Source organism: Cyanobium sp. WAJ14-Wanaka (assembly GCF_024345375.1).
Classification (GTDB): Bacteria; Cyanobacteriota; Cyanobacteriia; order PCC-6307; family Cyanobiaceae; genus Cyanobium_A.
In genome coordinates this window covers 235337-257004 of the sequence record NZ_JAGQAZ010000001.1, presented here as the reverse complement: position 1 = coordinate 257004, position 21668 = coordinate 235337, and the positions used below count along the sequence as shown (strand labels likewise).

The window sequence follows — 21668 nt, the reverse complement described above, 5'->3', positions numbered from 1 at the left end:
TTTGGCCAACCCAACTTAGACCAGTTGGGATGCTGCTTTAAACCTAGAAAGTTGCCAGCCAAGCATCTTCAAACGACGCCACCACATTGAGCAACTGGTGGCAGGCCATGGCGCGCCGGCCCCCAGTACTGGATAGCAGCACTGCCATGGCAGCGGGATCATCAAAGACATCTGCTTCCGCCGCCTCTAACCTTTCCTGACTTAAGTGAAGACTGGATTGATCGGCCAAGATCCGCCCCAAGCCCGAGCCGCCAGGCCAATGCTTAGACCAGAGCTCCAACCGCGCAGACACCGCATCAAACAGCTCCGCCTCAGCACCCACCAATTTTTGCAAGGCAGGGCTGGAATGCGGAACGGGCGGGAGCCGCAACAGGGTGCGATAGATCGAGATCATTTCACTGAAAAGTTGCTCCTCCAAATCCCAGAGGCGAGTCAGTAGTTGGCCAGTGCGATCTTCACCCAGCTCGACCAATGCCTCTGGCCGTTTTGCCTGTATTTGAACAATTTTATTCAACAGCTGGTTGCGGGTGGTGATACGTGTATCGGCATTCAGTTCATCGCCCCGCCTAAGCAATTGGGCTCGCTCCCTAAAGGCCTCAGCAAAATCATTGAGGAGCTGCTTAGAGATGGCCCCGTGCTGATCCAAGGCCCTGCTAGGCCAAAATGCCCCCACCACCAAAAGGGCAACCAACACCCCCACCAAGGTGTCGACCAGGCGGTATGGGATCCAGCTGTCAAGGTTGCCGGCATGAATGGTCCATCCCATCGCCACCACCAATCCGGCCACCTTGTAGCCAGATAGCAAGCCCAACGCACCTCCAAAGAGCCGGGTGGAGGCAAGCGCCACGCCCACCCCAACGGGTAATGGCACGGCCTGCGCCAAGGTGGAGTAGCTGATAAATACAATCACCCCTCCCAACAGGGTGCCCTGCATCCGTTGAATCGAGGCGATGCGACTTGCCCCCAGCGTGCCGCCCAGGGCGGCACCCACCGCCATCGGCCCGTAATACGGATAGGGCAATCCTAATGTTATTAGTAGACCGGCAGATAGGCCCACGGCGAGGGCCAGGCGCAGGTCACTTTTAATTATTAGGGGTTTATGGCCCACGGATTGGGGTTTATGCCCGACAGATTGGGGTTTATGCCCGACAGATTTGCGCAAAGTCACGGGCGGGCCAAGGAGGTTGAGCCCGCCAGCCCCAAGCTATGGATGCTTTTCACCAAGCGCTGTAATTCATCGTCTAGGGAAAGCAACAGCAGGGGAGAAATCCGTAGCTGGTCAGCTAAGCGCACCAAGCTCTGGCGCTGGGGCAAGGGGGAGCACTCCGAACCAGCAGAGGGATGCAAGAGACTGGGAAGATTTTCGATCCAGGGGGTACTTACGTGGGCCATCACTCCCTCGGGCAGCAGCTCCGCCAAGCGCTGCACCTGAATGCTGTGGTGATTTATCCGCTCCCAGAGAATGCTTCTCTGGCGCCAGCGCTGCTTTAGACCCAATCCCAACGGATTGGCGCTTAATTCATCACTTACTAACTTGCCAAGCTGCAGGATCAAGCGGCGGGACTTAACGGGTACTAGTTTAACAATAGCTCCTCCTCCCGAGCCCTTAAGGAGCTGCTGAATAGCTTCAAGACGGCTACCAATCTCGCTACGTAGTTGGGAATCTAGAGCCCTAATTTCAGCCAGTCGGTTAACAGGCCAGATCAAGGCACTAACCAAAATAGACACCACCACCCCAAGCAAGGTATCAACCGTGCGATTCAATACATAGAACCAATCCAGGCTGTTGTAATCAGCCACTAGAAATAGGAGTGAAACCACAACGATTGCCGTTGCCATACCCGCACCCCAACCCAGCAATCTCAACAGTGGAACCACGATCAGCATCGTCACGGTGATGCCAATCCAGCCCCCCATCAGGAGGTGAACAAGGAATGCCACCAGGCCCCCGGCGATGGTGCCGCAAACCCGGGCGCGGGATGCCGCCAGCACTCTGGTTTCGGTTTCATCCATGCACATAACCACCGCCAGGAGCGGATACCAGATGAACTCCACCTGGTTGGTGGCCACGGAAATTGCCGCCGCCGCCATGGCCGCAATGCCGTATTTGATCGCAGCCTTTAGGGCCCGGGCCGACAGCACGAAATCGAGCAACGCGATTTGCCAAGGCTATGGCTTTTAGCTGGGATGATCGGGTGGAGCTGGATCCACCATGGCCGTCATCAGCCAACTGCTGCGAGAGCGCCACGCCTACTACCGCACCCTTCTGGCCGTGGAGGTGCTTGCCCTGGTGAGCCTGCGGGCCCTACAGCATGCGCCCCGCCTTGTGGGCCTGGTGTATCTGGTTATTGCCGGGACAAATGTGCTGCTGGCCTCACCTCTGTTGCCCCAACACCGCCTCAAGAGAACGGAGAGCGAAAAATCCTCGGCCCCCCTTAGTCGCTATCTGCGTCGAGCTTTCCTCAGGCGCAAGTTGATCTTGGTTGGTTGGCTGGCGGCGCTCGTAATTGAGGTGGTGTGGCAGGCCGCCCTGGTCTGGGACCCTGCCCTAGCCGTCCAGCTCAGTGCACCCCATCTGGTGATCTGGCTGGTCTTAATGCTCGAGATGCTTTGGGGTCTGGTCAACTCCCTGGCGGCGGAACCACTCTTCAATGGCGACCTATTGATGGGCGCAGCCGCCGGTTATCTGTTGGTGGGCTTCATCGGCGGGGTGGTGCTGAATTCCCTGCTGGTGCTGGAGCCTGCCGCCTTCAACCTGGCGGCCAGCCCGTCCAACCTGCCCGATGGCATTCGCCATGCACCCGCCATTCTTGGGGCCTCCTTCGCCAGCCTCACCACCCTCGGCAGCCCACTGCTCAAAGCAGGCAGCCTCACAAGCCTGACCGTCAGCGTGGCCATCACAATCGTGGGGCAGCTCTACCTGGCCATCATCATTGCCGGGGTTCTGGGCAAACCCCGCCAAAAAACAGCCGCAGCCCGATCTGAACACCCACTGGGCCAAAGGGCATCTGCCCTGCGCAGAATTGGCCCAACCAGGCGTTGATCTGCATCCCATTGGCGATCCGCTCCCGCGCCCTGGCCATTTTTATGCTTGGGGCACTGCCGGTTCAGGCGGCTATCCCTGCAGGCAATCAACCGGGTTTGCCCAGTCAGGGCTCGGGTTTGCCCAGTCAGGGAAAGGGTACAGAGCTACTCGAGCGCAATTGGCAGAAGCTGGATGCCCAATTACGCAGCCTGGATCAACTGCTGCCCAGTGAGCCAAATCAGCCGGTGGCTGATGTGCTCAGCACCCCGCCGTTGCCCGCCAACCTGATCAAGGCCAACCAACCGGCCACGGGGCCCATCCAGCCAGCCAACTCGGTGGCTAGCCCCCCTTTAGCCCTACCAACAGCCCAACAGCTCAAGCCCGGCAGCATCGCTGGGCTGAGCCTGGAGCAGGCCCTGGCCATCGCCTTTGCCAACAGCGCCAGCCTCCAGGCCCAGCGCGAGCAGGTGGCCGCCTCCCTGGCCAGCTTCCAGGCCTCGATGGGCAGCTATTGGCCGACGATCAGCGCCTTTGCCAATGGCGGCTATGAGCGCAGCCGCAGCACCACCACCGCCAACCAACCAAACAACAACCTGGGCTTTGGACCGCTTTTTGATCCCAATGGTTTGCGCGACTCCGCAGGCCAGATCATTCCCGGCCCCTTTTATGTGCCCAATGGCGGCTCCGTGGCAGGCACGTCCGGTGAATGGGGCTTTGAAGGGGGGTTGCAGCTCAACTACGCACTGCTCGACTTTGCCCGCACCCCCACCGTTAAGGCCGCTAGGGCCAGCCTGGATCAGCAGCGCAACACCTACGCCAACCAGCTGCGCTCCCTACAGCTGCAGGTGAGTGAGGCCTATTACCAGCTCCAGCAGGACGAGCAACTGGTGCGCGTCTACGACGCCAACCTGCGCAACGACCTGCTGATCCTGCGGGACACCCTCGACCTCAAGCAGGCCGGCCTGGTGCCCAGGCTCAATGTGCTGCGCCGCCGCGCCATTCAGGCCTCCGACGAAGAAACCCTGATCCAGGCGCTGGCCGACCGGGCCGTGGCACGGCGCCAGTTGGCCGTGCTGCTCAACCTGCCCCCCTCAATCACCCCTAGCGCCAGCGATCCAATCGTGGTGCAACCCCGCTGGCCGCTGGATCTCGAAGCCAGCCTGTTGGCGGCCTACCGGGGCAATCCCGAATTGGAAGCAATCCTGGCCACCCGCACGGCCCTGGCCCAACAGAGCCAGGCCACCGCTGCTGGCCTGCTGCCAAAACTTTCGCTGTTCGCCAGTGGCGGTGGCAACAGCTCCCAGACCAGCCTGGGCGACTTCACCATTGGTGGCGGTGGCTGTTGCGGCTCCACCGCCCTGCCCCTCTCCACCACCACTGGCTGGGATTGGTCCGTGGGGCTCAGCCTCACCTGGCTGCTGTTTGATGCGGGCAACACCGCAGGCCAGGTAAGGGCCTTTGCGCGAAGGGAGGCGGCCACGGCACAGCAATATGCGGCCAGCCGCAACGACATCCGCCTGCGCATCGAGCAGGCCTTCTTCAACCATGAAGCGAGCTTGGCCAAGCTGAGCTCCGCCCGCCGCGGGGTGGCCGCAGCCCTCGAGGCCTTCCGGGATGTGCGCCTGCGCTACCTGACCGGCCTCGACAGTGAGCTCAATCTCTCCAATACCCAGGATCGTCTGATCAACAGCCTGGTGCAGCGGCTCAATGCGACGGTGAACGTCAACATCACCTACGCCAAATTGCTGAGGGAACTCCTGCCCATGCCCACGGACCCCAACCTGCCAATCAAGCCGCAGTTGCTGTTGGGTAGCAAGCAGCCCGGCCAACCCTGATCAGGGCAAACCCGTAGCCAGCGAAGCCCAGATTTGGCTGGATCACGCCACCAGCCTGGGCGCATCGAAACCGCTGGTACTCGCCATTGGCCAGCAGTGCCGGGTCCTGCAGCAGCTTGCCAATGGTCGTGCGCTTCTAAAAACCGCAGTTGGGCAGCTCTCGGCCACGGTCCGATGAGTAGCCAAGCCCTAAGGGACAACCTGCGCCTAGCCGCCACGGTGACGGTGGTCAACGGTTTTGTAGCCATCACCGGCCTTTCCTTTGGCTACTACGCCGCCCTAGCGGTGCTGAGTGTGACCGTGGGCAACTACGGCAACACCCTCGAACTGGGGCGCCAACGACTGATTGGCACGGCGGTTGGCGCCGTTGTCGTGTTCTTCGGCTATCGGGCCTGGTGCCATTTGCCAGTGATGGTGGCCCTGCCCCTAGCCCTGCTGCTGGCACGGCTGATCGCAGGCTCAATGCGGCTCACCGTTGGCTACGGCGTCTGCCTTTTTGTGGTGGTGATGGGCTGGCTCAGCCATGACCAGCAGCTCGACAGCTGGTTGACCTTGCGCCTGTTCTGGACGGCCTTCGGCATCCTGATCGCCCTGTTGAGCCTGCGCCTTTTTTGGCCATCGCGGGCCCGCATCCAGCAGCGGCAGGGGCTTCTGCAGCTGCTGGCGGATTTGGGCCAAACCTTTGAGTCGATGGCCAATGACCATGCCGCAGCCCTGCTGCCCATAGGGGTGAGGCGTCAAAAATTGGGCCAGCAGGTTCGCAGCCTGCGAACCACCCTTTTTGGCATGCGCGACCAACGCAAGGGGGCCTTAATGGAGCTAGGGCCCTTGGCCGCCCAACACCCCCATGCCCGGATGTGGGATCTGCTCGACCAGACCTGTGAGGCCCTGATCCTGGATCTCGATGAGCTGCGCCGCCTGCAGGCACCCAAGTGGCAGGAGTGGGGACTCCAGGAACTCGAGGCCGCCGGAGTGGAATTTGCCGAGCAGGTGGCCACAAGGTTGCTGCAGTGGCAGGTACAGCTGAGCCATTCCCACCAGCTGCCCCTGCCGCCCGCCCAGCCAAGCCCCATCCTGCGGCTGGATTTGCTCAAGACACCTACGGCCCTGGCGGCGGCTCAGCAGCTCAACGCCGAGCAGCTGACTGCCCTGGCTTCGAGATTGATGGTGTTCAACCGCATTGACCACACCCTGGAGAGCACCGAACAGCAGTGGCGCTCCATTGCCAGTTGAGGGCTCAGCTTCCCGGCCGCGCAGACCACCAGCGCTCAATTCGATACAGCAACACCACCACCAACACCACCAACCAGAACCACAGTTCCGGCGGGTTGGCGTTGAACAGGATCAACAGCAAAACCACCTCACTCACCAGCCAGGGAAATTCCTGCCGCAGCAGCGGGTTATGGATCTGGGGTAGACGCCGGGGGAGCCTGAAACGGTTCATGGGAGGGTGCCTGGTTGACGCAGGAATGGCCGGTTCCAGCGCAGATCAATCCCCGGGGTGCGGTAGCCGCCCGTGAGCGAGCGCAGACCAGGAATCACGTAGGTGATCGGTGAACGCCACTCCACATAGGCATGGCTGGAGATGGTGAGACCATCACGAATCGGGAAAACTCCGCTCCCGCCTGAGATGGTCCAGCGGTAGCCATCCACGCTGGCGGGATCCCGGTCCAACTCAATCTCAGTGCGCATCACCGGGCCGTTTTTGGTTAGCTCCTGGGCGAGCTGGCTGTTGCCGGTGGTTGTGGAGATGTCGTCTGCCGTGGCGGGCAGGGTGAGCACCTGCTTGACCTTGCCCACGATGCCGCCAAAGCGGCCCCGCTGGTTCCACATCGGCACCACCTCCACGGGCAATCCGAGGGGGAGCCTGCGGGCATCGGCTGGGGAGAAGTAGGCCACAGCCCGGAGGGGCCGATCGCTAGCCCTTGGCTGGTCGGGGCGGCCGATGGTGCCCAACCTTTGGCTCGTACCCACTGTCTGGCCGGCGATCACCTGCAGGTCGAGCACCGTGCCGTCGCGCTCGGCTTGCACCTTGCCGTCGTAGGCGATTTTCGCCTCTGTCACCCTGATTTGGCGCTTGAGGTCGTCGATTTGATAACGGCGCTGCAGGGCCTGGCTTTCGATGTTGAGCTTGACCTGCTGGTAGTTGGTCAGGGCGGTCTTCTCGTTGATCTTGACGTCGTCGAGGCTGACGCCGGTGTTTGTGAGCCCCTGTTCCGCCGAGACCACCTCGCTGGATAGGGGGGCTACCACCTCGCGGCTGGACAACCAATTCAGGTTGCGCAGTTTGCTGGCATAGGTCGATTGCAGCACCCCGTAGCGGCGGCGATCGCCGGCATATTTGGCCAGGGTGGTGTCAAGACTGCGCTTCTCGGTGAGTAGGCGCAGGGAGTCTCGGGCATCGAGCCTTTCGTTGATTCTTTCAAGCTGGCGCAGGTTGCCGCGCTGTTGGTCGAGCTGGCGCTCCAGCACGGGTAGATAGAGCTGCATCAGCACCTGGCCGCGCTGAACCCGCTGGCCGGTCTTGACGAAAACGTCTCGCACCTGGCCGCCTGAACGGGCGTTGAGGATGCCTGCATTATCTGGAAAAACCAGCACGCCCATGCCATCCACCTCGGTGGGCACTGGCCAGAACAGGGCCCAAAGCACCAAAGTTCCGCCAACCGCCGCCAGGCTCACCCCCACCTGGCCGTGGTCACTGAGCCCCTGCCAACGCGCCGCCACCCGGCGGGATTGCTGGCGCCACCAGGGATCCGGACTGTTTGCAGATGGGGCCACCATGCCTACCAGCTTGCAACAGCCATCGCCATCTGGCCAACCAATAGGGGCACCTGGCTAAAGGCCCCACTAAATCCGCTAAACGCCCAGAGCCCGGGGGCATCGGCCACGGGGCCCACCAGGGGCTCGGATCCGATGCAAAAGGCCACCGGCAACTGCTGAAAATTGCCCGGCAGCTGGGCCAAGGCCGGATCCAGAGCAGCCACACCGGCCCGTAGGTGGGTCTCCATCACCGCCGGATCGGGGGAATCTGCCAACTCAACCCCTGCAGCCAATCCCGGGGGCACCCAGCTGATTTGGCCCAGCAAGGATCCGGAGCCCCAGGGCGCCAGGCCCGGATCAACCACCCATGCGGCCTCCGTGAGCTCGGCGGCACGGGCCTCAAGATCCAGGCGGGCAAAGCGCTGGGGGATCAGCAAATCGCCCCGCCCCAGCTGGGCCGTTTTCCCCAGGGAGTTAGCGCTGGCGAGGCTGGGTTCCTGCTCCAGTTGGAGCACTCCCGCCCAACTGCTCCGCAGCCGATCAGGCAGTGCGGGCCACAGCGTGCGGCAATGGGCACCCGCCGCCAAAACCACCTTTCGGGCAGCTAGCGGCGGTGAATCCGCCCCCAGGCAAAGCCGCCAGGGGGCCCCTGGCCCCGGGGCCGATAGGGGTCCGCGCACCTCGCCCCTCAAAAGTCCAACCCCAGCATCAGCAAGGGCTTGGGGCAGGCGGCTCCTAAACACAGGGCCATCTACCCGGCCCCCCCCCGTGGCGGGCTCCGGGGGAGGGTTTCCGTGGCGGTGGATCCCGTGGCAGTGGATCCCGTAGCGATGAATCCGACAGCTGCTCAGGCCCAGGTCGCCGTGGCGTTGTTGCAGCCGCTGCCAGCCAGCCACGGCGTCGCCCACCACGCCGCCGTAGCTCAGGCCCGTGGCAGCAGCCTTATCGGCGTCTACAACGACCACCCGCTGGCCAGCTTCCGCCAAGGCCAAGGCCAATAGGCCACCGGCCAGGCCGCCACCAACTACCACCACATCGGGGAGCTCCAGGGCCCTAAACCAGCAGGGTGAACGACTCAATCACCTGGTGGAACAGCCCCTGCACCTTCTGCCAACGGATTTCGTTGGTGCTGGCGGCCAAGGTGTATAGCCTGCCCCGATCCACCACCACCGTGGCCAATTCATGGCGGTCACGGTCGTCCAGATGCACCGCATATTCCATGTCGTAGAAGGTGCGGCCACCGCTGCTGCGCTCGCTGGCCTCCACCAGGTCGGCGACGCGGCCACTGCCCTCTGGGGCAATCACCGTGCGGCGTAGCTGCTCGCCAACCGCCACCGCACTGCCCAGGGATTGGAGGTCGCTGCCGGGGGTCACCTGGGAGATGACCAGGCTCAGGGTTTCGTCACTGTTGATCAGGTCGTGGAAGACCACCTGGGGGCCGCCGCTCACCTGCACCCGATTCCAGCCCGTGGGGTAGAGGAAGGCATAGCGACCATCGGCACTTTGGAAGCTATTCAGCCCGGCCGCTGATGCACTGCAGCCGACCAGCACCAGCACCGTCAACAGGGCAAGGGCTCGGGGCAGCAGGTTGCGAAAGGGAAGCATGGACCCAAAGGAAGAGAACGGGTAAGAGCATTCTGCTGAGTGACGGCAGATCCCCCTAGATTCTCGCCAATTGCAGCGGATCGCTGAGCGGCTTCACCCGCCCCCTGGCCAGGCTGATTGAGCAGTTCGAGCGACTGCCAGGCATTGGTCCGCGCACGGCCCAACGGTTGGCCCTGCATCTGTTGCGTCAGCCAGAGGAGCAGATCCGCTCCTTTGCCGATGCCCTATTGGCGGCCCGCAGCCAGGTGGGCCAATGCCAACGCTGTTTCCATTTCTCTTCAGAAGAGCTCTGCGATATCTGCCGTAATCCGGAGCGCCACACAGACCAGATCTGTGTGGTTGCCGACTCCCGCGACCTACTGGCGATGGAGCGCACCAGGGAATTCAAGGGCAGCTATCACGTGCTCTGCGGCCTGATCTCGCCCATGGATGGGATCGGGCCTGAATTACTGCAAGTCCAACCGCTGGTCCACCGGGTCGATAGGGAGGGGATAGCTGAGGTGATCCTGGCCCTCACCCCCAGCGTGGAGGGAGACACCACCAGCCTTTATCTCGCCCGCCTACTCAAGCCATTTACGACCGTCAGTCGGATTGCCTATGGCCTGCCCGTGGGCAGCGAATTGGAATATGCCGACGAGGTGACCCTGGCCCGGGCCTTTGATGGGCGCCGGCCCGTGGAGTGAGGCCCATGTCTCGCTACAGCTCAATTCCACCCCAGGAACGGCTACCGGCCTGGTTGCGTCGCCCGATTGGTGCGGCATCCAGCCTGGCGGCCGTGCAGGAAGTGGTGAAACAGCAAAGGCTGCACACCATCTGTGAGGAGGGCCGCTGCCCCAACCGCGGTGAGTGCTACGCGGCCGGCACCGCCACCTTCCTGCTCGGTGGACCGATCTGCACCCGCAGCTGCGCCTTTTGCCAAGTTGACAAAGGTGAAGCGCCCAACCCCTATGACAGCCAGGAAGCGGAGCGGGTGGCTGAGGCCGTGGTCGCCCTGGGGCTTCGCTATGTGGTGCTCACGGCCGTCGCCCGCGACGACCTGCCTGACCATGGAGCCTGCCTATTTACCGGGGCCATGGCCGCCATCCGCCGCCGCAATCCCCTAGTCGCCATTGAGGTGCTCACCCCAGATTTCTGGGGTGGCTTTCCATTGCAAAGCGAGGCAATTGCAGCCCAACGTCAACGCTTGGCGGCCGTTCTGGCGGCAGGGCCCGTCTGCTTCAACCACAACCTGGAAACCGTGAAACGGCTGCAGGGCGAAGTGCGGCGGGGAGCCACCTACCAGCGTTCCCTGGAGTTACTCGCCGCGGCCCAAGAACTTGCCCCCCAGATACCAAGCAAGTCGGGGTTAATGCTCGGCCTCGGCGAAACCTTTGAAGAGGTGGTGGAGGCCCTAGGGGATCTGCGCAAAGCGAATTGCCAGCGCCTCACCCTCGGGCAATACTTACGGCCTTCATTGGCCCACATTCCTGTTGAGCGCTACTGGAGACCGGAGGAATTCGATGGGCTCGCAGCCATCGCCAAGGACCTTGGTTTCCAGCAAGTCCGCAGTGGCCCCCTGGTCCGCAGCAGCTACCACGCTGAAGCCAGCTAGGGCGATGCAGCACCCCGGCCCTGCGGCATCGGTGGCCTTTGCCACAGTCGCGCTTGCCCTGATGGCGCTGCCGAGTGCTGCCCAAACAGCCACGCCCCTGACACCGGACTGGTTGCAGTTGGGGCTCAACATCCAAAGCGACCTGCTGGGCAATCCAGCGGGGGGCACAACCAAGGCCAGCAACTGGATTCAGCAAACCACCTTTAATGCCAGTGCCAGCAGTGGTTTTGGCAAGGATCCTGCCATTTGGCAAGAGGCAGACCACTGGAGTGCAAACGTCGAACTGACCCTGTTCAACGGCACCCCCGGCTACGGCCAGCGACTCGGTTCAGCCTTTCCCCTCACCGCCATTGACCACCCCACCGGCCTCTGGCTAACTGGCGCCCAAATCGAGCGCAGTGCGGGCACTGGTTCGGTGGATATCAAGGCGGGAATATTTTCGATTAACCCGGGCTTTGCGGAGGCACCCGTACTGAATTTCTACGTGAATTCGGTGTTCAACAACACCTTGAATCTCAATATCACCAACCTGCCGATCAACCCATTCGCCACTCCTGGAATTGAGCTGAACTGGCGGCCCGGCTCTAACAGCAACGGCCCCATTAAGGATTACGGGCCCTACGGCGAATTGCGTTACGGGGCCTTCTGGCTTGATCCCCAAGTTGCCATTGCCTCCCTATTTGGAGTCAATCCCCAACAAGATAAAAACACTGGCCATATTCAGGCCCTGCAGTGGAGCTTTGATCGCCTACCTGGCTACCAAAAGTTTGCCCAGCCAATTCAGCTAAAGGCAAAGGCTGGAGATGGCAAGCAGGGATCTGCAATGGAGCCCCAACCGGTCAGCCGCCAATTGCCCAAACCCCTGCTCCAAATTGGCGGTGCCTACGAAGCAAATACCACCAGCAACCTCTTAACTCCAGGTTTTTTTAGCAGTATCACCCTGGCCGCCCCCCTGCCCCTAGGCATAGACAACCGGTTTTGGTTTGGCATTAGTGGTGCCGGAGACAATGCCGATTCCCCCCTGGGACTATTCCTAAGTGGTGGCTGGTTGAGTCAGGGGGTTATTCCTGGTCGCCCCCTAGATGTACTGGCCCTCGCGATCGGCCAAAACAACTTCAACGCAACGGCGGGAACCAACCTGAACCCAGAAACCAGCCTGGAGCTCAACTACACCGCCACGGTCAACAGCAGCCTTTCGCTGCAACCATTTCTGCAGTGGATCATCAATCCAGGGGGCACATCCAGCACGGGCAACATCCTGGCCCTAGGCCTGCAGGTTCAGCTGCAGTTCTGAACCAATCCCAGGCGGCGGACACTGCGGGACAGCACCTCCGTGCATTCCGCCCGCATCAGCAGGCCTGAGCCCCCCCACAGCAGCCGGGGAGCCAGGTCGGCTGGGCCCGCCGCCAGCTCACGGAGGGGCAAAAAACCGAGGCTGCGGAAGTAGCGCACCAGGCGGCGATGTTGGCCGTCGCTGTCGCGGATCGCCAGGATCGTGGCCTGGCGACAGGGTGTTTGCTCGAGGGCCCAGGCGAAGCTCGCGGCACAGATCAGGGGTGCCACTGCTGCCACCTGCTCCCCCTGCACCCGCAGCGTGTCGAGGCGCAGGCCGCCGGTGGTGGGCAGGGCCCAGCCCTTGAGTTCGCCGAGTAACTGCAAAGCACCAGCCTTCCCGGATTGCCCAGTCCCCTGCCGCGCCACCCCCACCCGCAGGGTCCAGCCCACCCCCAAGGGGCGGCCCACCTGCAGGCGCAGCAACAGACCCCGGCGCTGACCCTCCTGCTCCAACTGCTCGAGGGTGGGCATCGTCATGGCGCCAGGGCTCCCACGGGGCCAGCTTTAGCCGCTGAAAGCCATGGGGTGCGCTCCGCCCAGGGGCTCTCGAGAACCGTCGTCAGCTCGGCGCCGGGCAAAAAACTGGCCAGCCACACCTGGAGAGCCTCCAGCTGCGGCTCCAGATCGAAGCCCGTTGTATCCGCCAAGCGGAACTGGCGCACAAAGGGCAGCAGGGCCATGTCGGCCAACGAGGGGCGATCCCCAAGCAACCAGCCCCCGGGCCTAGACGCTGGTTGCAACCGCCTGTTCCAGCGCCGCAAAATCCGCAGACCAGCAGCCCGATGTTCCTGGGCTGCAGCGCCCGGCTCCCCTGCAGATATTTCCTGGGGATAGCGATCGGGATATTTGAAGCGATCGAGATGGTGCTTAAAGGGGCCGTCGTTTTCGGCGATCAGCTCGGCCATCGTGGCCCGATCGGCGGCGCTCCAGCCCACCAGCCAGCGCTGGGGATCGCCCCGTTCAAGGGCCCAGTGCATGATCGCCAGGCTTTGATCGAGAACCTGCCCACCGGTCGGTGAGCCCATCGGCTCCCAAAGCTGCAGCACCGGCACGGTGGCCTTGGGCGAGAGGGCCAGCAGTTCGGGCGGTTTGGCCTTCAGGCTCACCTCCCGGATCTCAAGGTTGTGGCCGGGTACGTAGCCAGCCACCAGCAGGGCCAAGCGGGCGCGGATGGCATAGGGACACCGCCTGAAGCTGTACAGGATTGGCTTCACCGGCAGCCTTGGCTCACTGGTGCAGCTTGCCGATGTGGGCCTCGCCCCGGGCCTTGGCCAGGCCAATTTGGCGCTGCCGCTCCGCAAAACGGCCTCGATCTTCAGCATCGTGCTCGGCCAAGCAATGGCCGCAGCTGACCCCTGGCACGTAGCTAGGCAGCAGCCGATCGGCGGCGGTGAGGGGGCGGCGGCAGGCATGGCAAAGGCTTGCCTCACCGGGCTCGAGTTGGTGGTTGACCGTGACCCGTTGGTCAAACACAAAACACTCGCCCTGCCACTGGCTTGTCGGCTCAGGCACGGTTTCGAGGTACTTCAAAATGCCGCCCTGCAGGTGGTGGACCCCTTCAAAACCCTGCTGCAGCAAGTAAGCCGTGGCCTTCTCACAGCGGATCCCACCGGTGCAGAACATGGCGATCTGCCTGGGCTTTTGCTCCGCCACCAAGGGCTTGAGCTTGTTTTCAACCCAGGCCGGAAACTCCCGAAAACTGCCGGTGCCCGGATCGATGGCCCCAGCGAAGCTGCCCAGGGCCACCTCGTAGTCGTTGCGGGTGTCGATCACCAGGGTTTCCGGATCGGCAATCAACTGGTTCCATTGCTGGGCTGAAACATGGGTGCCCACGGCTGAGGCCTCCCGGGGAGCCTCCCCCAGATAGGGCTTCACGGCCCCACAACCCATCGTGACGATCTCCCGCTTGATGCGCACCTTGAGGCGGTAGAAGGTCTGCTGGTGGGCCTCGGCTGTTTTGACCTCCAGGTCCGCAAGCCGAGGATCCAGGCGCAGTTGCTCAACAAGGCTCTCTACGCCAGCCTCAGGCCCGCAGATCGTGCCGTTCACCCCCTCCGGTGCCAGCAGCACGGTGCCCTTCAGCTCGGCGGCTTCCCCCAAGCTGCGCAAGCGCTGCTGCCAAAGCGGCAGTTCTTCCTGGCTAAACAGCGCAAAACGGTAGAAAGCGGCAACCTGAAAACCCATCGCCCCAAAACTCCTCAGCCCACCCGCACGCCGGCTGCAGCCAGGAGCTCCCGATCTGCTGCCACGTCCGGATTGCCGGTGGTGAGCAAGGTGTCGCCATAGAAGATCGAATCCGCCCCCGCCAACAGGCAAAGGATCTGGGCTTCCCGGTTCAGTTCCTGCCGGCCGGCGCTGAGGCGCACCCGGCTGTGGGGCATCACTATCCGGGCGGTGGCCACCATCCGCACCAGCTCCAGGGGGTCCACCGCCGGCAGGTCCTCGAGGGGGGTGCCTTCCACCGCCACCAGGGCATTGATCGGCACGCTTTCGGGGTGGGGGTTGAGGTTGGCGAGCACCTCCAACAGGCCGGCGCGATCAGCGTGGCTCTCTCCCATGCCAATGATGCCGCCGCAGCAAATGGTGATGCCCGAACTACGGACCCTGGCCAGGGTTTCCAGGCGCTCCTGGTAGGTGCGGGTGGAAATGATCTGGTCGTAGTGCTCTGGGCTGGTGTCGAGGTTGTGGTTGTAGGCAGTCAGGCCCGCTTGCGCCAGCTTTGCGGCCTGCTGGTCGGTGAGCATGCCGGCCGTTACGCAGGCCTCCATGCCCAACTTGCGCACGCCGCGCACCATCTCGAGCATGGCGTCGAAGGGGGCGCCATCCCGGATTTCACGCCAGGCCCAACCCATGCAAAAGCGGTCAGCCCCAGCCGCTTTAGCCGCCCGGGCCCGCTCCAGCACGGGCGCCACATCCAGCTCCGGCTGGGCAGCCACATCGCTGCTGTTGTACATCGATTGGGGGCAGTAGGCGCAGTCCTCCTCGCAGCCGCCGGTCTTGACACTCAGCAGCGAAGCCAGCTGGACCTGGTAACCGGGATTGGCGGCCCGATGCACCCCTTGGGCCTGCCAGAGCAGGTCCATCAGGGGCAGTTCCAGCAGGGTCTGGATCTCGGCGCGGCTCCAGTTGTGGCGGGTGATCACTAGGTGGTCAGGCAAGGGGGTCAACACCACCAAAGCGGCGCTCCCGCCGCTGGTAATCGAGCAGGGCAGTCAACATGGCCTGCTCGTCAAAATCGGGCCAAAGCACGTCGGTGATGTGCAGCTCGGCATAGGCGAGCTGCCAGAGCAGGAAATTACTGATGCGCCGCTCACCGCTGGTGCGAATTAGGAGGTCGGGATCGGGCTCACCGGCAGTGTGCAACTCAGCGGCAAACAGTTCCTCAGTGATCTCGGCCGGCGCCAGCTGGCCGGCGGCGGCTCGCTCGGCCAACCGCTGGGCGGCCAGCACCAATTCGGCCCGGCTGCCGTAGTTGGTGCAAACGTTGAAATGGATGCCGGTGTTGGCCGCAGTGCGGGCCGTGGCGTCGGCTATCAGCTGCTGCAACCCATTTGGCAGGGGGGAGAGGTCGCCAAGGAAACGGATGCGCACCTGCTCCTGCTCAAGGGCTTGGAGCTCGCGAGCCAGCACCCGCTCAAACAGGGTCATCAGGAAACTGACCTCCTCGCCGGGCCGATTCCAGTTTTCCGTGGAGAAGGCATAGGCCGTCAAAGAGCCAATTCCCCAGTCGCTGCAGAGCCTCAAGGTGCGCTTTAAGGCCTCCACCCCCTCCCGGTGCCCCATCACCCGGGGCAGGTTGCGGCGGCTGGCCCAGCGGCCATTGCCATCCATGATCACGGCCACATGGCGCGGCAAACGGGCCGGATCAAGGCCCGTCGGCATAGGTGTGCGGCCAAGGGCCGGGGTGGTCGCCAGCACGCGACTCATCCGCGAAGTTCCAGCGGGTCTTTGACCACGCTACGACCTGCTGGCAAGGCCAGGGCCTGGCTTAGCAGGTCGTGCAAACGGCTACTGGTGATCGGCCGCTCCAGCCGGCCCTGGGAGGCGAGCGATAGGGTCCCGGTTTCCTCTGAAACCACAATCGCCAGGCATTGATCAAAGCGTTCAGTTAGGCCCAGGGCCGCCAAATGGCGGGTGCCATAGCGGTTGAGGCCCTGGCGGGAGAGGGGCAGGATCACCCCCGCCGCCACGATCCGGTTCGCCTTCACCAGCACCGCCCCATCGTGGAGTGGGGTGTCGGCCGCAAACAGGTTGAGCAGCAGGTCAACCGACAATTGGGCATCGAGGTTGATGCCTGGATTGAGAAAATCCTCGGGGCGCAGGTCGCTGCCCATATCCACCACAATCAAACCGCCTCGGCGGGCCTGGGAAAGGCGACCGGCCGCCTCGCTGAGGATCGCCACCGAGCCAGAGGCCAGTTGGTCCCGTTTACGGCTGCCAAAGAGCACGCCAATGCGGGCCGTGCCAAGTAATTCCATCAGCCGCCGCAATTCCCCCTGCCAGAGAATGGCAAGGGCAAGGCTGCAGGCCAGCACTAGGGCATCCACCAACTTGGAGGTGAGGGGCAGGTTTGCGTAGCGCTGCACAAACCAGGCCAGGGCTACCAGCAGCAGATAGCCCCGCAACAGCCAAAGGGTCCGAGCCTCCGTGACCCGACCCAGCACCAAGACCCCCAAGCCAGTGGCAAAGATCAGGTCGAGGAGCAGTCGAAAGTCGATCAACTGCAGCGCGGCCAACGTTGCCCCCATACCTGAAATCAAGTTACCGGCATAAGTCGGGAAGGCAAAACGTCGTAGCGCAGTAGATCTTCCGGTTGCTCCCGGCGTTGAACTAATTCCGCCACGCCCCCATGGACCAAAACGGCGGCGGGCCGGGGGATGCGGTTGTAATTGGAGCCCATCGAAGCGTTGTAGGCGCCGGTGGAAAACACCACCAGCAAATCGCCACTGGTGGCAGGGGGCAGGGCCAGGTCCTTGAGCAGCACATCGCCCGATTCGCAGTGCTTTCCAGCCACCGTGACCGTTTCGGTCGCCGCCGCCAGGGGACGATTCGCCAGCATGGCGGTGTATTGGGATTCGTAAGTAATTGGCCGGGGGTTGTCGCTCATCCCCCCATCCACCGATAGATAGGTGCGAATGCCTGGAATCTCCTTACGGCTGCCTATTTCGTAAACCGTGACACCGGCCGTGGCCACCAGCGATCGGCCTGGCTCACAGAGCAGCCGCGGCAACTCCAAATCGCGGGCTCGGCAGGCAGCCAGCACCGCCTCCGCCACGGTTTTGACCCACTCCTGGATCGAAGGGGGATCGTCGGAGGCCACATAGCGAATGCCCAGGCCACCACCCACATTCAAATCCCGGATCGGATGGCCCAGGGAGCGGGCCAGCTGGAGCGCATCGGCCATCACCCCAGCCAGGTCGCGATGGGGCTGGAGTTCAAAAATTTGGGAGCCGATGTGGGCGTGCAGGCCAGTGAGCCGGGCCCAGGGGCAGCCCGCCAAATGTTTCAGCACGATCTCCAGCTGGTCGGGATCAAAGCCGAATTTGCTGTCTAGGTGACCCGTGCGGATGTACTCGTGGGTATGGCATTCGATCCCAGGGGTAAAGCGCAGCATCAACTGGACCGGCTGGCTGAAGTCCTCTGCCAACTCGCCAAGCAATTCCAAATCCCGCCAGTTGTCTGCCACCACCGTCACCCCCCGCCCTGCGGCCAGGGCCAGTTCCTCCCGGGATTTGTTGTTGCCATGGAAGACGATCCGCTCGGCGGGCATGCCGCCCTCGAGGGCAGTCAGCAGCTCCCCCGCAGACACCGCATCAAGACCAAGGCCCTCGGAGGCCACCAGGGCGGAAATTGCCAGGGAGCTATTGGCCTTCGAGGCATAGATCGCCAACGACGGGCCCGGGTAGTGCTGCTCGAGGGCCTGGCGGTAGGCCCGACAGGTGCCCCGCAGGCTGGCCTCATCGAGCACGTATAGCGGCGTGCCATAGCTACTGGCCAGATCCGCCAAACGGCAACCACCCACGGCCAAGTGGCCCGTGGTTTCGATCCGGGCGGTCAGGGGCGCCAGATTGCGGTTGGGGCTGGCCAGGTCAAGATTTGGCTCGAGGGCAGCCCCAAAAGCTTTTGCGAATTCAGTGGAAGCCACCATGGCGCCGGCCTATTGCAGCAGTTCAGATTTCAGCAATGGTATTGATGCCCCCTCAAATGGCGATGGGTGTGTTGAAACGGCCAGGGGTACAAAGACGATGACGATTGGAGCCATGGGGCATCCGGGCCGGGCCAAACCCCTGGAAATTGGCAATCTGGAGCACTGCCTCCAGCTTGATCAAAGCTGCCTGGGCGGCATCTGGAGCCGCAGTCATTGGCAAACGGAGCTGGCCGACCCGCACCGGCCGGGCATGGGCATCTGGCTTGGGGCCAGCCCAAATCCCCAGGTGCTGGGGGCGATGGCCAGCGGCTGGCTGGTGGTGGACGAACTACACATCACCCTGGTGGCGGTGGCCCCGCAGCAGCGACGGCGCGGCCTGGGCTGCCAGGTACTGGGGGCCCTACTGGAGTTGGGCAAGGGGCAGGGGGCCCTCCAGGCCACCCTGGAGGTGGCCTGCGGCAACCTTGCGGCCGTGGCCCTTTACCGCCGCCTCGGCTTTCGCGATGCAGGTATTCGTCGCGGTTACTACCGCAATGGCGACGATGCCCTGATCCAATGGGTGAGTTTGTAGAAATGATCATTTAGGCCTTGATCAAGAGAGCTGCCGGGTTGGGCAGTGGAGTGCGGATAACCGGCTTTTTTTATCGCCTAAACACCATATCTACAGCGAATTAATTATTGCTGGAATGGTTCTGATCGCTTGCCCCAACTACTGATCCCCCGATTCAGTAGGCCGAACCACACCAAACCCTCCAACCCTGATAGGTTAGTTGCACTTGTAACCGGTCCCGCACCATGTTCGAGAGGTTTACCGAAAAGGCCATCAAGGTGATCATGCTGGCCCAAGAGGAGGCCCGCCGTCTTGGTCACAACTTTGTTGGCACCGAGCAAATTCTGCTGGGCCTTATTGGTGAAGGCACCGGCGTGGCAGCCAAAGTTCTGAAATCAATGGGGGTCAACCTCAAGGACGCCCGGGTCGAGGTGGAGAAGATCATCGGCCGGGGTTCCGGCTTTGTGGCTGTTGAGATTCCCTTCACCCCCAGGGCCAAAAGGGTGCTTGAGCTATCCCTAGAGGAAGCTCGCCAACTCGGCCACAACTACATAGGTACGGAACACCTGCTGCTCGGTCTGATCCGTGAAGGTGAAGGTGTGGCAGCCCGGGTTCTGGAGAACCTCGGCGTCGACCTAGCCAAGGTGCGCACCCAGGTGATTCGGATGCTGGGTGAAACGGCCGAGGTGGCCGCGGGCGGCGGCGGCGGCAAGGGCTCCACCAAAACCCCCACCCTCGACGAATTCGGCAGCAACCTCACCCAACAGGCCGCCGATGGCAAACTCGATCCTGTGGTGGGCCGGCAGAACGAAATTGAAAGGGTGATCCAGATCCTGGGTCGCCGCACCAAAAATAACCCGGTACTTATTGGTGAACCAGGGGTGGGTAAGACCGCCATCGCCGAAGGCCTGGCCCAGCGCATTAACTCCGGGGATATCCCCGACATCCTTGAAGAGAAGAGGGTACTCACCTTGGATATCGGCTCACTGGTGGCTGGCACCAAGTACCGGGGCGAGTTTGAGGAGCGCCTCAAAAAGATCATGGAGGAAATCCGCAGCGCCGGAAACGTGATTCTGGTGATCGACGAGGTTCACACCTTGATCGGCGCTGGGGCAGCTGAGGGCGCCATCGATGCCGCCAACATCCTCAAGCCGGCCCTGGCCAGGGGCGAGCTGCAATGCATCGGGGCCACCACCCTCGATGAATACCGCAAGCACATTGAGCGGGATGCGGCCCTGGAGCGCCGTTTCCAGCCAGTGATGGTGGGTGAACCATCCGTGCTCGACACAATCGAAATCCTACGGGGCCTCAAGGAGCGCTACGAGGATCACCATCGCCTCAAGATCGCCGATGAGGCCCTAGTTGCGGCAGCGACCCTGGGGGATCGCTACATCTCAGATCGCTTCCTGCCCGACAAGGCGATCGACCTGGTCGATGAGGCGGGCAGCCGGGTGCGCCTGCTGAATTCGAAGCTGCCTCCCGCCGCCAAGGAGGTTGACAAGCAGTTGCGCGCCGTGCAGAAGCAAAAGGAGCAGGCCGTGCGGGAACAGGACTTCGGCAAGGCCGGAGAACTGCGGGATAAGGAAGTGGAGTTGCGCGATCAAATCCGCTCGATCCTTCAGGCCCGCAAGGACGAAAGCCCAGCGGCTGAAAGCTCCTCTGCTGAAAGCTCAGTGGCTGACACCCAGGTGGCCGAAATTCAGGTGGGCGATGCCGATCGCATGCCGATGGTGTCAGAGGAGGACATCGCCCAAATCGTGGCCTCCTGGACTGGCGTACCCGTACAAAAGCTCACCGAAACCGAAACGGCAAAGCTGCTCAACATGGAGGAAACCCTCCACCAGCGCCTGATTGGTCAAGACGAAGCCGTGAAGGCCGTTTCCCGCGCCATCCGCCGCGCCCGGGTGGGGCTCAAAAACCCCAACCGACCAATCGCCAGCTTCATCTTCTCCGGCCCCACCGGTGTCGGCAAAACAGAGCTCACCAAGTCCCTAGCTGCCTACTTCTTTGGCAGCGAAGAGGCCATGATCCGGCTCGACATGTCCGAGTTCATGGAGCGCCACACGGTCAGCAAGCTGATCGGCTCCCCCCCCGGCTACGTGGGCTTCAACGAGGGCGGCCAGCTCACCGAAGCGGTGCGCCGCAGGCCCTACACCGTGGTGCTCTTCGATGAAATCGAGAAGGCCCACCCCGATGTGTTCAACCTGCTGCTGCAGCTCCTTGAAGATGGTCGCCTGACCGATTCCAAGGGCCGCACGGTCGACTTCAAAAACACCCTGATCATCATGACCTCGAACATTGGTTCGAAGGTTATTGAGAAGGGCGGCGGCGGCCTGGGCTTCGAATTTGGCGGTGGCGATGCAGATGAAACCAACTACAACCGCATTCGCTCCCTGGTGAATGAGGAGCTGAAGCAGTACTTCCGTCCGGAATTCCTCAACCGCCTCGACGAAATCATCGTTTTCCGCCAACTCAGCCGCGACGAGGTCAAGGAAATCGCCGAGATCATGCTCAAGGAGGTCTTCGCCCGCATGATGGAGAAGGGCATTGCCCTTTCCGTAACCGACAGCTTCAAGGAGCGGTTGGTGGAAGAGGGCTACAACCCCAGCTACGGGGCCAGACCCCTGCGCCGGGCCGTGATGCGCCTGCTCGAAGACTCCCTGGCCGAGGAATTCCTCACCGGTCGAATTGGCGAAGGGGATTCGGCCCTGGTGGATGTGAACGAAGAGAAGCAGGTGGTGATTCGCAAACAGCTCTCTGCCCCTGCCCTACCTGAACTGGCGGCAGCTGGGGTCTAGATAACTAGGTACCCGGCAGCG

The 21668-nt window shown here is 62.6% G+C and carries 21 protein-coding genes; 8 read left to right on the top strand and 13 right to left on the bottom strand.

The features are described 5' to 3' along the window. Positions 1-43 precede the first annotated feature (43 nt). Together KBY49_RS01495 and KBY49_RS01490 are read right to left on the bottom strand one after the other, a co-directional pair. Positions 44-1108, bottom strand: a complete 1065-nt coding sequence (locus KBY49_RS01495) for an FUSC family protein (protein ID WP_254933004.1) — start codon at positions 1106-1108, stop codon at positions 44-46. Positions 1109-1164: 56 nt separating this feature from the next. Next, positions 1165-2154: an aromatic acid exporter family protein gene (locus KBY49_RS01490; protein WP_254933003.1), complete on the bottom strand. Its 990-nt coding sequence runs from the start codon at positions 2152-2154 to the stop codon at positions 1165-1167. 58 nt (positions 2155-2212) lie between these two features. Between KBY49_RS01490 and KBY49_RS01485 the strand changes: the two genes are divergently transcribed. The 3 genes from KBY49_RS01485 (at position 2213) to KBY49_RS01475 (ending at position 6093) form a co-directional block, all read left to right on the top strand. Next, on the top strand, positions 2213-3043 hold the full coding sequence (locus KBY49_RS01485) for a hypothetical protein (RefSeq protein ID WP_254933002.1): 831 nt from the start codon (positions 2213-2215) through the stop codon (positions 3041-3043). Positions 3044-3054: 11 nt separating this feature from the next. Further along, a complete protein-coding gene (locus tag KBY49_RS01480; RefSeq protein ID WP_254933001.1) occupies positions 3055-4860 on the top strand; it encodes a TolC family protein in 1806 nt (601 codons plus the stop codon). 174 nt (positions 4861-5034) lie between these two features. Next, entirely contained in the window at positions 5035-6093 is a 1059-nt protein-coding gene (locus KBY49_RS01475) for an FUSC family protein (protein WP_254933000.1), read from the top strand. A 4-nt stretch (positions 6094-6097) separates the two neighbouring features. On the opposite strand, the gene KBY49_RS01470 is transcribed toward KBY49_RS01475, so the two are convergent. The 4 genes from KBY49_RS01470 to psbP are packed head-to-tail and all read right to left on the bottom strand — an operon-like array spanning position 6098 to position 9225. Continuing rightward, positions 6098-6304 carry a hypothetical protein gene (locus tag KBY49_RS01470; protein WP_254932999.1) on the bottom strand — a complete coding sequence of 69 codons (207 nt, stop codon included), beginning with the start codon at positions 6302-6304 and terminating at the stop codon, positions 6098-6100. Next, positions 6301-7638 (bottom strand): NHLP bacteriocin system secretion protein, encoded by a 1338-nt coding sequence (locus tag KBY49_RS01465; RefSeq protein ID WP_254932998.1) that lies wholly within the window; start codon positions 7636-7638, stop codon positions 6301-6303. Before KBY49_RS01465 ends, KBY49_RS01470 begins: the two co-directional genes overlap by 4 nt. A 5-nt stretch (positions 7639-7643) precedes the next feature. After that, a complete protein-coding gene (locus tag KBY49_RS01460) occupies positions 7644-8699 on the bottom strand; it encodes an FAD-binding protein (RefSeq protein WP_254932997.1) in 1056 nt (351 codons plus the stop codon). Next, on the bottom strand, positions 8674-9225 hold the full coding sequence (psbP, locus tag KBY49_RS01455) for a photosystem II reaction center PsbP (protein WP_254932996.1): 552 nt from the start codon (positions 9223-9225) through the stop codon (positions 8674-8676). The genes KBY49_RS01460 and psbP overlap by 26 nt, the downstream gene beginning before the upstream one ends. Positions 9226-9338: 113 nt before the next feature. On the opposite strand from psbP, the gene recR reads away from it, so the two are divergent. Genes recR through KBY49_RS01440 form a run of 3 tightly spaced genes read left to right on the top strand, consistent with a single transcriptional unit; the run spans position 9339 to position 12110 of the window. Then, positions 9339-9908: a recombination mediator RecR gene (gene recR / locus KBY49_RS01450; protein WP_254933973.1), complete on the top strand. Its 570-nt coding sequence runs from the start codon at positions 9339-9341 to the stop codon at positions 9906-9908. 5 nt (positions 9909-9913) lie between these two features. Further along, positions 9914-10816 carry a lipoyl synthase gene (gene lipA, locus KBY49_RS01445; protein ID WP_254932995.1) on the top strand — a complete coding sequence of 301 codons (903 nt, stop codon included), beginning with the start codon at positions 9914-9916 and terminating at the stop codon, positions 10814-10816. A gap of 4 nt (positions 10817-10820) precedes the next feature. Then, positions 10821-12110 (top strand): carbohydrate porin, encoded by a 1290-nt coding sequence (locus tag KBY49_RS01440; protein ID WP_254932994.1) that lies wholly within the window; start codon positions 10821-10823, stop codon positions 12108-12110. On the opposite strand, the gene KBY49_RS01435 is transcribed toward KBY49_RS01440, so the two are convergent. From KBY49_RS01435 to lysA, 7 genes are read right to left on the bottom strand one after another with little or no spacing between them, the layout of a single operon-like run. Beyond that, a complete protein-coding gene (locus KBY49_RS01435) occupies positions 12095-12628 on the bottom strand; it encodes a hypothetical protein (RefSeq protein ID WP_254932993.1) in 534 nt (177 codons plus the stop codon). The two genes, KBY49_RS01440 and KBY49_RS01435, sit on opposite strands and share 16 nt — an antisense overlap. After that, positions 12625-13365: a glutathione S-transferase gene (locus KBY49_RS01430; protein WP_315856983.1), complete on the bottom strand. Its 741-nt coding sequence runs from the start codon at positions 13363-13365 to the stop codon at positions 12625-12627. Before KBY49_RS01430 ends, KBY49_RS01435 begins: the two co-directional genes overlap by 4 nt. A 13-nt stretch (positions 13366-13378) precedes the next feature. Continuing rightward, on the bottom strand, positions 13379-14335 hold the full coding sequence (locus KBY49_RS01425) for a rhodanese-related sulfurtransferase (RefSeq protein ID WP_254932992.1): 957 nt from the start codon (positions 14333-14335) through the stop codon (positions 13379-13381). Positions 14336-14349: 14 nt separating this feature from the next. Next, the gene (gene bioB / locus KBY49_RS01420; RefSeq protein ID WP_396099168.1) at positions 14350-15318 is read right to left on the bottom strand and encodes a biotin synthase BioB; all 969 of its coding nucleotides are present in this window, start codon (positions 15316-15318) and stop codon (positions 14350-14352) included. After that, positions 15302-16078, bottom strand: coding sequence for an isoprenyl transferase (locus KBY49_RS01415; protein ID WP_254932991.1), 777 nt, complete (start codon positions 16076-16078; stop codon positions 15302-15304). The genes bioB and KBY49_RS01415 overlap by 17 nt, the downstream gene beginning before the upstream one ends. Further along, entirely contained in the window at positions 16075-16899 is an 825-nt protein-coding gene (gene cdaA, locus KBY49_RS01410) for a diadenylate cyclase CdaA (protein WP_254932990.1), read from the bottom strand. Before cdaA ends, KBY49_RS01415 begins: the two co-directional genes overlap by 4 nt. 8 nt (positions 16900-16907) lie before the next feature. Continuing rightward, positions 16908-18299: a diaminopimelate decarboxylase gene (lysA, locus tag KBY49_RS01405; RefSeq protein WP_254932989.1), complete on the bottom strand. Its 1392-nt coding sequence runs from the start codon at positions 18297-18299 to the stop codon at positions 16908-16910. On the opposite strand from lysA, the gene KBY49_RS01400 reads away from it, so the two are divergent. Together KBY49_RS01400 and KBY49_RS01395 are read left to right on the top strand one after the other, a co-directional pair. Then, the gene (locus tag KBY49_RS01400; RefSeq protein WP_254932988.1) at positions 18298-18870 is read left to right on the top strand and encodes a GNAT family N-acetyltransferase; all 573 of its coding nucleotides are present in this window, start codon (positions 18298-18300) and stop codon (positions 18868-18870) included. The two genes, lysA and KBY49_RS01400, sit on opposite strands and share 2 nt — an antisense overlap. Positions 18871-19094: 224 nt before the next feature. Then, on the top strand, positions 19095-21647 hold the full coding sequence (locus tag KBY49_RS01395; RefSeq protein WP_254932987.1) for an ATP-dependent Clp protease ATP-binding subunit: 2553 nt from the start codon (positions 19095-19097) through the stop codon (positions 21645-21647). Positions 21648-21668: the final 21 nt, after the last annotated feature.

What these genes read in the sequence shown, in the direction of transcription:
- KBY49_RS01485 (WP_254933002.1), top strand. Translation starts at nt 2,213, where the DNA reads ATGGCCGTCATCAGCCAACTGCTGCGAGAGCGCCACGCCTACTACCGC.
- KBY49_RS01475 (WP_254933000.1), top strand. Translation starts at nt 5,035, where the DNA reads ATGAGTAGCCAAGCCCTAAGGGACAACCTGCGCCTAGCCGCCACGGTG.
- KBY49_RS01470 (WP_254932999.1), bottom strand. Translation starts at nt 6,304, where the DNA reads ATGAACCGTTTCAGGCTCCCCCGGCGTCTACCCCAGATCCATAACCCG.
- psbP (WP_254932996.1), bottom strand. Translation starts at nt 9,225, where the DNA reads ATGCTTCCCTTTCGCAACCTGCTGCCCCGAGCCCTTGCCCTGTTGACG.
- lipA (WP_254932995.1), top strand. Translation starts at nt 9,914, where the DNA reads ATGTCTCGCTACAGCTCAATTCCACCCCAGGAACGGCTACCGGCCTGG.
- KBY49_RS01440 (WP_254932994.1), top strand. Translation starts at nt 10,821, where the DNA reads ATGCAGCACCCCGGCCCTGCGGCATCGGTGGCCTTTGCCACAGTCGCG.
- KBY49_RS01435 (WP_254932993.1), bottom strand. Translation starts at nt 12,628, where the DNA reads ATGACGATGCCCACCCTCGAGCAGTTGGAGCAGGAGGGTCAGCGCCGG.
- KBY49_RS01425 (WP_254932992.1), bottom strand. Translation starts at nt 14,335, where the DNA reads ATGGGTTTTCAGGTTGCCGCTTTCTACCGTTTTGCGCTGTTTAGCCAG.
- KBY49_RS01415 (WP_254932991.1), bottom strand. Translation starts at nt 16,078, where the DNA reads ATGAGTCGCGTGCTGGCGACCACCCCGGCCCTTGGCCGCACACCTATG.
- cdaA (WP_254932990.1), bottom strand. Translation starts at nt 16,899, where the DNA reads ATGGGGGCAACGTTGGCCGCGCTGCAGTTGATCGACTTTCGACTGCTC.
- KBY49_RS01400 (WP_254932988.1), top strand. Translation starts at nt 18,298, where the DNA reads ATGGCGCCGGCCTATTGCAGCAGTTCAGATTTCAGCAATGGTATTGAT.
- lysA (WP_254932989.1), bottom strand. Translation starts at nt 18,299, where the DNA reads ATGGTGGCTTCCACTGAATTCGCAAAAGCTTTTGGGGCTGCCCTCGAG.
- KBY49_RS01395 (WP_254932987.1), top strand. Translation starts at nt 19,095, where the DNA reads ATGTTCGAGAGGTTTACCGAAAAGGCCATCAAGGTGATCATGCTGGCC.